Origin of the sequence: Verrucomicrobium sp. 3C (assembly GCF_000379365.1) — a bacterium.
Classification (GTDB): Bacteria; Verrucomicrobiota; Verrucomicrobiia; order Methylacidiphilales; family Methylacidiphilaceae; genus Methylacidimicrobium.
Map to the genome: position 1 here is coordinate 1180437 of NZ_KB901875.1, position 10599 is coordinate 1191035.

At 62.7% G+C, this 10599-nt stretch carries 7 protein-coding genes; 2 read left to right on the forward strand and 5 right to left on the reverse strand.

Features of this window, described 5'->3' with window-relative positions:
• The first annotated feature begins 190 nt into the window (after positions 1-190).
• Together hpnE and A37A_RS0106460 are read left to right on the forward strand one after the other, a co-directional pair.
• Positions 191-2431 carry a hydroxysqualene dehydroxylase HpnE gene (hpnE, locus tag A37A_RS18235; RefSeq protein ID WP_155996501.1) on the forward strand — a complete coding sequence of 747 codons (2241 nt, stop codon included), beginning with the start codon at positions 191-193 and terminating at the stop codon, positions 2429-2431.
• 26 nt (positions 2432-2457) lie between these two features.
• Positions 2458-2991 (forward strand): hypothetical protein, encoded by a 534-nt coding sequence (locus tag A37A_RS0106460; RefSeq protein WP_155996502.1) that lies wholly within the window; start codon positions 2458-2460, stop codon positions 2989-2991.
• 50 nt (positions 2992-3041) lie between these two features.
• On the opposite strand, the gene A37A_RS0106465 is transcribed toward A37A_RS0106460, so the two are convergent.
• From A37A_RS0106465 to A37A_RS0106490, 5 genes are all read right to left on the reverse strand, one after another.
• Positions 3042-5861, reverse strand: coding sequence for a TonB-dependent siderophore receptor (locus A37A_RS0106465; protein ID WP_018290707.1), 2820 nt, complete (start codon positions 5859-5861; stop codon positions 3042-3044).
• Positions 5862-6147: 286 nt separating this feature from the next.
• Positions 6148-6876 (reverse strand): energy transducer TonB, encoded by a 729-nt coding sequence (locus tag A37A_RS0106470; RefSeq protein WP_018290708.1) that lies wholly within the window; start codon positions 6874-6876, stop codon positions 6148-6150.
• Positions 6877-7202: 326 nt separating this feature from the next.
• The gene (locus A37A_RS0106480) at positions 7203-8171 is read right to left on the reverse strand and encodes a HAMP domain-containing sensor histidine kinase (protein ID WP_018290709.1); all 969 of its coding nucleotides are present in this window, start codon (positions 8169-8171) and stop codon (positions 7203-7205) included.
• A complete protein-coding gene (locus A37A_RS0106485; RefSeq protein WP_018290710.1) occupies positions 8168-8854 on the reverse strand; it encodes a response regulator transcription factor in 687 nt (228 codons plus the stop codon). Before A37A_RS0106485 ends, A37A_RS0106480 begins: the two co-directional genes overlap by 4 nt.
• A gap of 88 nt (positions 8855-8942) precedes the next feature.
• A complete protein-coding gene (locus A37A_RS0106490) occupies positions 8943-10592 on the reverse strand; it encodes an alpha-keto acid decarboxylase family protein (protein ID WP_018290711.1) in 1650 nt (549 codons plus the stop codon).
• Positions 10593-10599: the final 7 nt, after the last annotated feature.

Consider the following 10599-nt stretch of genomic DNA (forward strand, 5'->3'; position numbering starts at 1 on the left):
CGGAGACAAATACAAGCTTTGCGTCCAGCCTCCCGGTCTCCCAAGCGTTCTTCTGCGGCTTGCGCGGCGTTTTTCAGTCAAGGGGGAGGAGCGACCGATCGGCTTCTTCTTCCGTTTCGACCGCCAAGAGGGTAAACCGAAGTCCGTTCTCGGAATTGCCCCGGAAGTAGCCAAGAAAGAGACGCGAGCAATGGAAGCGGAGACAGGACAGGCGTTAACGGCACGCAGCGGGTCCAACCTGGCTGCCTCTTTCTTCTGCCTCCCGCGGGAGACGCGGCAGGCCATGTCTGTCTTCTATGGCTTCTGCCGGGTCGTGGACGACGTGGCCGATTCTTCCTCTCTCTCCCTTGACCAGAAGCAGGAGGGGTTAGCGTTTTGGCGTGCCGAGATCGATCGGGCCTACCGGGATGCCCCCCGTTCCCCGCTCGGCAGAGAGCTTGCCTCGGTCGTTCGCCGTTACCGGATCGCTCGAGAACCGCTCGAGGAGATCGTGAACGGCGTGGAGATGGATCTCCGGCAGAGCCGGTATCGCACTTTTGCCGAGCTCGAAGTCTATTGCCGGCGGGTTGCGAGTGCGGTGGGCCTGGTGAGCATCGAGATCTTCGGCTGCCGAAGGCCGGAGAGCCGTTGCTACGCCGAGGACCTAGGCATGGCGTTTCAGCTCACGAACATTCTCCGAGACGTTCAAAAGGATGCTGCCGTCGGCCGGGTTTACCTGCCGGAGGAGGAACTCGCCGAATTCGGTCTCGGCGTGGAGGATGTGCTGCTCGGGAAGTGGAGCCAAGAGATGCAAGAGCTCTGCCTCTTTCAATACCTTCGTGCCAAGCACTATTTTGCTCGGTCGCATCGGTGGATTCATCCCGAGGATCAGCGGAGGCTCGTCGCCTCCGAGGCGATGCGAGCGGTCTACGAGTCCGTCCTCGAGAAGATTCGCAAGGCGGAGTTTCGGATCTTCTCCGGTGCAGGCCGGATGGGAAAGTTCGAGCGCGCCGGGAGGATGGCGGCGGCGCTCTTTGCGTTTTCCCGTCAGCGCCGCCTCTCCTGGAATCCTCCCCGGCAGGTGATGGTCTTGGGAGCCGGGGTTGCGGGCATGGCGGCGGCAGTGGAGGCGACGCTCTCGGGAGATCGGGTTGCGTTGCGGGAGGCGCGGGCGCAAGTCGGCGGACGGGCGGGGAGCTTCCTCGAGGCAAAGTCGGGCGAGAGGCTCGATACCGGGCAACACCTCCTTATGGGCTGCTACCGGGAAACTCTCCGTCTGCTCCGTTCTTTGGGTGCGGAGAAGAAGTTGCTCTGGATCGATCCGCTCCGGATTCCTTTTCGCGGTGCAGGGGGCGCAAGCCTCCTGGGAGCTTGGCGGCTCCCTTCTCCTTGGCATCTTCTGGGAGCCTTTCTCGGCTATCGGGAGATCTCGTGGAAAGATCGCTGGGCCGCAGTCCGGCTGATCGGCTCGTTGCTTCTCGGGCGGGCTCCTCTCCGCGAAGAAACCGCGGAAAGCTGGCTTCGGCGAAGGAAGCAGCCGCGAGGGATCGTCCGGGCACTTTGGGAACCCCTCTGCCTGGCCGCTTGCAACCAGGATCTTTCCCGCGCGTCGGCCCGGATGCTGGAGGCCGTCATCCGCCGGTCTCTCTTGGGGAGCCGAAAGGACTCGGCCCTGGTCTTTTGCCGACGCGACCTCGGCGAGCTCTTGGCCAAGGAGTGCGAACGACTTCTGCGCTTTTGCGGAGGGAGCCTCTCCTGTCGTTCCCCAGTGAACCGACTCCTGTTTTCCGGCGACCGGCTGGAGGCCATCGGGAATTCCTGCGGAGCGCGTTGGGAGGTCGACCAGGCGGTCAGCGCCCTCCCGTGGAACGCTCTGCGCTCCCTCCTGCCCGAGGGAAGCGCACTGCAAAAGATCTGCCGATCCCTCGGGGAGGAACCGATCCTCAACCTATACCTCTGGACGGATCGGCCGCTCACCCGGGAGACCGTGGTCGGCTTCCTCGACTCGCCCGTCCATTGGCTCTTTTGCCGCGAAGCGATCTTGGGGAGGGCGGCGACTCGCGGCCATGCCTACGCAGCGGTGATCAGCGCCGCCCAGTCGTGGAAAGAGCTTTCGCGGGAGGCCGTTGCGGATCGAGTCGTGGAGGAGATTCGGAGACGGCTGCCGGAAGCCGCCAAGGCCCGGCTCCTTCATTCCTTTCTTTATCGTGCGCAAGGAGCTACTCCTTCCCTGAGCCCGGCGGCATGCGCGATGCGGCCTGGACCATGGACCGAGTGGCGCAACTTCTGGATTGCGGGAGATTGGACAAACACAGGCCTTCCCGCCACCATAGAAGGTGCCGTTCAGAGTGGGATCTCGGCTGTACGGGCGATGAACCGGGCTGGCGGAGAGGAGAAGGCATTGCCGCGGGTCCCCAGCGGAGAATGGGGGATGGCGGAGGCGAGACGATAGCGGAGGGGACCATGAGGAAGCAATGGATGAGCATCGGCCTGTGCGGGATCGCCTGGGTCGGAGGCCCGCTCTGGGCGGCCGAGAATCCTTCCCATTTCGAATCGGAACTCAAGAGTGCGGGGGCTGCCCTGCGCCAAGCCCCGCTTCCCGAGTATCCCGGCCTGCTCGACCAGAGGCTTCGACCGCTCTTGCGTCAAGTTCGGGCCTCGCTGGTCGAGGGTGGGCCCAAAGCCGAGGCGACGATGCGCGGCGTTCTTCTGGGAGCAAGAGAGCTGTTGGCGATCGAGGATGTGGAGGCCGCGATGCTGATCGCGTACGCGGTTTCGGCGGATCCCGCTCTTGCCGTGCGCGGGCTGCGCGCCCTTCCGGAGGCGGACCGAGAGGAGCTCGCCTTTTACCTCTTCGCCGGAACGTCGAGCTGCGGAGAAGGGGATCCGCGCAAGCCTTCCCTTCTCCGCTTGGAGCTCGCGATGGCGCCTCTGCTCGACGAGCTCATCGTGAAGGCCGATGAGGAAGCCGCCACCGATGCGCACGCTACGGGAAACCATTCCCGTAAATAGCGCGGCAGACGGAGAAGATCTCCGCCACCGGGGCCGCCTGCGCGAAGCCCTCAAAAATTGATCTGAACCGTTCCCTGGATCCAGAAAGGGAGCTGGGCAACGATGTAGTCGTAGTTCAAGTAGCGTGCGTTGCTGAAACCAGGAGCTCCGGGAAGCCAATACTGCTCATTGGTCAGATTGTAGATATAGAGGCTCGCTTCCCACCGCTTGGTGGCATAGAAGAGGCGGGCATTCAGGGTATACCATGTGGGAATTCGGGTCGAATAGGTGTAGAAGATGTAATTTCCGCTCTCGGTGATCCCCCAGAGGGAGATGCCGAAGCCGTTGTCGAGTTTGTAGGTCGCCATCAGGTTGCCGTAGTTGGTCGGGAAGCCGATGAACTGGTAGTTGGCTGCCGCTATGTTAAGCATCGGATCGACGGGCAGGCTGTACTGACGTGCGACCGCGGTCGAATAGGGCTGCTCCGCCAACGGACCCTGGGAGAGTCCTGCCCACTGCTCCTGTGCGGCGATGTAGGCGTAGCCGAAGTTGAGCCAGAAGTTCCGGTTGGGCTGGTAGCTGCCGTTGAGCTGGATCCCGCTGATGTCCGCTTGGGCGGTGGCGATCGGCCCCCCGGGGATGACCTGCGCGGGGATGTAGCCGCTCTGCATGTAGGCGGAAAACCCCAGGAAGAGCCGGTCGTGCAGAAGGTTGAGTTTGGTTCCCAACTCGTAGAGAAAATTGTTCTGATGGTAGTAGGAAGAGGGATAGGAGGGAGCGAAGCTCCCGAATTGGCTCAGAAGGGTGGTCTGCCCGTAGAAGAAGGTGAAGTAGTTGGTCATCCACGGGAAGGGCTTATAACTGGGACTGATCGAGACTTCGGGCTGGACCATGCTCATCGAGGTGGGGGTCAAGCTCGGAAGGCCCAGAGAAGGGGCGATGGCCGAAAGATCGCTCGGGGTTCCCGGCGGCGGGGAGGCTTGGATGAAGTAGGCGTTCATCCTTGCCGAGAGCAGCAGGCTCCACTGATCGGTGAAGTCGAGCTTGTGCTGGTAGAAGGGCGAGAGTTCATAAAAGGTGTCTGAGGTCGAGAGGTAGTTGAAGACGTTGTAGTAGGCTCCCGGATAGCCGGGGACCGGGATGTCGGTGAGATACGGGTTGCTATAGGGCGCCGCGATCGCCGTGGAATAGGGGACGAGAGGGGAAAAATCCCTCGAGGTGAGCGGCTGGGTCATGTTCCAGATGTTGGTCGGCGAATGCCAGGCGCCGGAATATTCCGTATCGCTGAAGAACCGGAATTCGAGGCCCGCATCGATCGCATGGTGGAATTTCCAGGTGGAATTTTCTTCTTCCGCGGTCTGGTCCAAGGAGGGGGCGGACTTCTTGCCCTTCCCGATCGGGGTATCGAAAGAGGCCCGGATCTCCAGCCGGTCGTCGAAGTCGTAGCCCGCCGGCAGCACGGCCCAGAAGGTAGACGGAATCGCCTGATCGATATAGGTGCTGAAGTACTCGAACATCGAGTTGTTCACGAGCGAGAGGCCGTCGTCGATCTTGAGCGTTTCGACCGCCTGGGCGACGTAGTAGAGCTGCTGGGTCGAATTCTCGGAATTGGCGAAGAGGTTGGACCGGCGGCTGATCGGCTCCTGCGGCCCCCAGTCCATCGCGTAGCCTGCGCCGGGGGGGGCGGTGCCCAGCCCCGGGTGAAGGACGCCCGGAGGGCCGTACCAGCCAACGAGGGAGCCGGTCTGATAAAGGCCGTCGCTGATTAGGGCTTGGTCGGGGCGATTGATGCCCGCGACCGTGTTGAGGTGATTGACGTCGAACTCGGTGTTGAAGTCGATCGTCAGGTTGTCGTAAGGCTTGGCGGAGAGGGCGAGGAGAGCGCACTGGCGCTGGAGGTAGGCTCCATCATAGTAGTTGTAGGGGGCATAGCCGTCCTGCCCGAAGTAGTCGGCCCGGTAGGCGAGTTTATCCTTGATGATGGGTCCTCCGATGTCGATGTTCCAGAAGTTTGTGTCATACATGCCGCCCGTGTAGCTCGCGGTTCCGCGGAACTTATCGAAATAGGGCTGCTTGGTGACCTCGTTGGCGAATCCCCCCGCCATCTCCTGGGGGCCGAAGACGATGCTGACCGGCCCGGTGACCACGTCGAGGTTGTCGTAAGCGTTCATGTTCATGAGCGGGCCCCACTGGGCCGACTGGCTGAAGCCGACGAGCATTCCGTTCCGATAGGCTGTCCCGGGAAGGCCCCGGATGACCGGCTCCGAGACGGGGCTCCCGGTCATCTGCGTCGGGTTGATCCCGGGGACAAAGGCGGCCAGATCGTTGACCGATTGGGCGTTAATGGTCTGAATCTCTTCCTTGTTCACCACCTGGACGGTCCGAGGAGTCTCCATGACGCTCATTTCCGGCCCGAGCACGCCAACCGGCTCCTCGGCCGGGACGACCGTCTCATAAGGGGTAGCGCCCGAGACGTCGACCTCGCCCAGCACCGGGCCGAGCCCGGCGGGAAGCTCTCCCCCGGGCAGGGGACCTTGGGGAACGGTGATGGGAGGGGCGGTCTCGGGCGTGGCGGCGGCGGGCGGAGCTTCCGGTCCGGGGGTGGGCGCCTCGGGTGCGGCACCGGAAGGCGGAGCCGCTGCCGGTTCCCCTTCCTGGGTCCCCTCCGGAGCTCCCCCGGGAGGGCTGGGGGAGGTCTCCGCCGGGGCTTGGTCAGAACTAGGGACCGGTGCGGCTTCCGGTTGGGTTGCTCCGCCAGGAGGAGCCGGGGCCTCGGCCGGGCTGCTCGGGCCTGATTCGGCGCTCAAGGCAGCAGTAGGGAAGCCCACGACAAGAAGAAGAATGGCGAGAAGCGCTGGGATCGCATCTGGCAATAAGCGGAGCGTGGGCATAACGGAAGCGTGTTGCCGGCCTTAACCTGCATGTCTCCCCAACGTTCTCCTGCGGCTTGCGAAATGGAACCGCTGCTTCGTTGGGACTTGGTTTCCCCTTCTCGCAGTATGTCGTCATACCGCTCCGGGGGAAAACTTGCGCCCCGCCTTGCATCGAGGCCCATTCGCAGCGCCTCGGGTACGAACTTTGTAAGACACGCGGCTTTTAAGGCTCTCTTTGCCCGGAAGGGCTTCCTTGTCAACCATTCTTACTGCTCAGGAAGCCCTTCTAAGATCGTCGCCTCCGCTACTGGAGGTAGAAACGAACGGGCACGACCGCCTGGGACTCGACCGGCTTCACTCCCGCCAGGGCGGGATGAAAGCGCCAATGCTCGACGGCGACCGCCGCCGATTGATCGAGGTCCGAAAAGCCCGAGCTGCGTACCACTCGCACCGTTTCCACTCCGCCCACCGGCGAAATCTTCACCCAGACGTAGACTACCCCCTGCTCCTTCTTCTGCCGAGCAGCGTCAGGATAGACGGGCGGCGGATTCCGCAGGTAGTCGGGTTGCGCGAGCTGGGTTGGCCGCGTGGCGGACGCAGCTGCCGGAGCGGCCTTGGGCTTAGGCGCAACGACTACTTTCTTCGGTTGCGGCTTGCGCACCACTGCTTGCGCCATGTCGCCGGGCTTCACCGGCGGGGGCTCCGCGGCAGTCTGCTTCACCGGCTCCGGCGCCGCCACTAGGTCGACCGACGCCGGAGGGGAGAGGGGCACCATCGCCTGCTTGATCTTGGGGGCTAAGCTAATCCCTGCACTCAAAATGAGGGCTGCATGCAAAAGGAGAGAGAGCATCCAGCCGGCGGTCCGCTCGCGTCGCTCGGTCGGATCTTCCTCGAAGGGATCGATCCCTCGGCTTTTCGGCAGGGAGGCAACAGGCAGCAGAGCCGCTTGCGGCGCCGCACCGGCAAGCTCCAACGGAAGACTTCCTAGTCGATGCCAGACTGCTTGAGTCTTGCGCTCTTGGAGAAGGATCATGGCAACTCTCCTTTCCGCTTTCCTGCTTGGCGTCGATCCTCCGAGAAGGCACCGACAACCGGCCGGCGGATCCCGCAAGAATCACCCAGAGCACTCTTTCAATCTGGGGCGAACTTACTACAGCTCCCTTTAAGAAAGGAGGCGCGGCAAGTTTAACCTTTCTTCAAGTTTCAGGGTCGTCCGCTGTCCCGTCCCGTCGACTGTCCTACCCGGCATGTCTCAAAAGCGTTCTCCTACGCCTTGCATCCAGGCCCATTTGCCGCGCCTCGGGCACGACTTTGTGAGACAGGCAGGCTGGCTCATGCCGCGGAAGGTCGATACGCCGTTCATCCTTGGCGGCTCGTCTTCGGAAAGATCGACAGCCGAGCGCAGTGCCACTGCCGAAAGAGGCGGTAGGCGATCCTCATGTTGCCGTGGCTGTGGACAAGAGCGGCGACGATCCGTTTTCCCACGCCGAGCCCGGATCCCTTTCCTCCGCTCCGCTTGATTTGGTTGCCGACGCGGATCACGATGCGGCCGCGAGCGCAGCGGAGGCGGATGAAGATCGGGCCGCGTCCATGGTGCAGCGCGTTCGAGACCAGATTGTAAAGGATTTGCTTGAGGTAGGTGGGGTCAGCCTCGGCTTCCGCGTGTTCGGTGCGGAGCTCCAGCGTTCGTCCTTCCGCTTCGGCCAGCAGCCGAAATCCCTCCAAGAGTTCTTCCATGAGATCGTCGACGCGAAGCCGTTCCCAACGGAGGACGAGGCCTCCTTTCTCCGCTCGCGCCAGGAGGAGTGCGCGCTCCAGGTGATGTCCCAGCCGGTCGAGCTCCGCCTCGATCTGTTCGGCGATGGCTGGATCGACTCGATCCACGACCCGTTCCATCCGGAGGCGCGCCAGGGTAAGAGGCAGCTTGAGTTCATGGGCGAGCCGCGCGGAAGAACGATCGACTTCCGCCAGAACCTCTTGGACCCGCTCGAGAAGCCGGTTGATTTCCTCGATCAAGGCCTCGACCTCGGGATCCCGTTCGTCGGAATAGACCCGCTGCCAGGGGCTTTGCGGATCGAGCAGGGAAAGCTGACGTCGAAGAGCCCGGAGCGGACGTCCACCGGCGGTGGCGACTAAGAGCCCGATCCCAAGGAAGGTCGCAAGCATGGTGAGGGCATAGCCAGCTTCCCATCGGACAAGCTCGCGCCGATGCTCCGCGGTTTTCAGGAAGCGCGCCTCGCGCGCGGCGGCAGCCCAATGGAAGGCGGCGGAGACGCCGAGGAAGCCTAAGCCGAATGCGGCCGTCACCGTGAGCCATCGACGGTTCATGGCGAAGGGGACGGCGCTGGCCGCAGGGCAAACCCTATTCCACGGATCGTCTGAAGCAGGGGAGCCTTTCCCGGGAGATGGAGCTTTTGGCGCAGGTGGTTGACGTGGACGTTCACCAGCGTGGTTTCCGAATCAAAGCAGCGATCCCAGATCTTCTCCAGAATGAGTGCCTTGCTCACGGGGTTTGGCGCGTGTTCGATGAAGAGACGTAGCAGTTCAAACTCGCGATTGGTCAGGTCGATGTGCTGGTCGCCCCGGATGACGGTGCGGGCCACTAGGTCCATCTCGATGTCCTCGAAGCGCAATCGGCTCGTCAAGGTCGGGCTCTGGCGACGCAGGAGCGCGCGCACGCGCGCAAGAAGCTCCTGGGTGGAGAAGGGCTTCCCCAGGTAATCGTCGGCCCCCGCGTCCAGGCCGCGCACTCGGTCTTCGACGTCTGCACGACCGGTGAGAAAGAGCACCGGCAGTCGGGATCCGGAACGTCTCAACTGGCGAACCACGGAGATGCCGTCACGCTCGGGGAGCATGAGATCCAGGATGAGCAGATCGAAGGGATAGTTTTGCGCCAGCCAAAGAGCCTCTTCGCCGTCCTCCGCTACCTCGGCCGTGTAACCCTCGGCCTGCAGGGCTGCCTTCACATGCTTCCAGATCTTACGATCGTCTTCGGCAATCAGGATTCTCATCTTCCCATCCGTGGATCGGTTTCCGGCTGCTCGAGTTGCGGTGGATGCTGCGACGTACCAAGGGTCGGATCGGCCGCTTCCCCAACCGTTAATGGCCGGCCCGCTGTTGCGGGGCGAGGCGTTTCGCCAACCGTTCCAGGGCGGGTGAGCGATCGTGAGGGTTCAGGCGCACCTCGATCAGCCAAAAGGAATCTTTCTGGCTCAATGCGGCTTGAAGAGTCTCTTCCAACTCCTGGTTGGTGCGAACCTGGCAGGCGCGGCCGGTCCCCAAGAGTTCAGGCAGCCGGCAGTAGTTCCACTCCAGGAGATCGTTGAACGGCCCGTCGAGAATCTGTCTCTCAGTGGAATAGCCGCGATTGTTGAGCAGCACGACGATTGGGCTCAAGCCGAAGCGAGCTGCGGTGGAGAGTTCCATGCCCGTCATTTGAAAGGCGCCGTCTCCCACGAGGACGAGGGGACGCAACCGCGGATTGGCGAGGGCGGCTCCCAGCGAGGCGGGGATGGCGAAGCCCAAGGATGCGTAGTAGGCGGGACTTAGGAACTCGGTCGGTTCGCGAATGACCAGGTCCGAAGCGCCGAAGAGCGCCTCGCCGACGTCGGCGATGACGACGATTTCGGGGCTCAGGATCTGGTTGATCTCCGCAAAGAGCGATTGGACCGTGATCCGGTCTTGAGGGCGAGCCGAACTCCTCGTCGTCGGCTCGGTTCGGCGGGCAGCGATGCCCGGCAACACCCGTTTTTGAATGCCGAGCTTCAAGAGACCGCGAACGAAGTCTTCTAGTCGGACTCCTTCGAACGAGTGGTGGCGAATGGAGAGCTTCTCGCTGGTCGCATAGATGGAGCGGCTCATGTCGAGCGAGGACGAGCTGCCGCCTACCGTGATGTCGGTAAGAAAGACTCCCAAGAGGAGGAGGCAGTCACTCGCCTCGACATAGTCGTTGACTTCGGCTCGCCCCGTGGCTCCTTCGTAGACTCCGATGTAATGGGGATGCGTTTCCGCGATGACCGATTTCCCCAGGAGGGTGGCCGCCACAGGGATTCCCGTCGTCTCCGTAAGTTGAACCAACTCCTTCTGCAGGCCGAAGCGGTGGAGCTCTACGTCGGCCAGAATCAAGGGGCAGCGGGAAGCCAGGAGCATTTGCCGGGCCTCCTCCAATGCCTCCGTCAGGGCTTGCGGATCGCTCGCTTCGGATTCCCGCCGCGTCGAGGGAGGACGACACGGCACCAGCATGAGATCTCGCGGCACCTCGATGTAGACCGGCCGATGGTAGCGGCGCGCGAGATCGAGCAACCGGTCGATTTCGGACGCCGCCGTGTCGGGATTGTCGAGAACGGTCGCTCCGACCGTGATCTCCTCGAAGATCTTCCGCTGGGTCTCGAAATTGCGCACCTTGTGATGGAGGAGCGAATCCTTCTTTCGCTCGGCCATCCCGGGGGCGCCGCTAAGGACGACCACCGCCGATTTTTCCGCATATGCCTCCGCCACCGCGTTCACGATTTTCAGGCCGCCGACGCAGTAGGTGACGCAGACGGCTCCCATGCCTCGGACACGGGCATAGGCGTCGGCTGCAAAGCCCGCGCCCTGTTCGTCGCACGTGTTGATGGTTTCGATGCCTCCCTTTCGAAAGGCGGAGAAGAGGGGTAGGGCGTAATCGCCCGGCACTCCGAATAGATATTCGATTCCCTCGATCTTGAGACGACTGGTCAAATAGTCCGCGATGCTCGGCGACTCTTTCATAAAATAA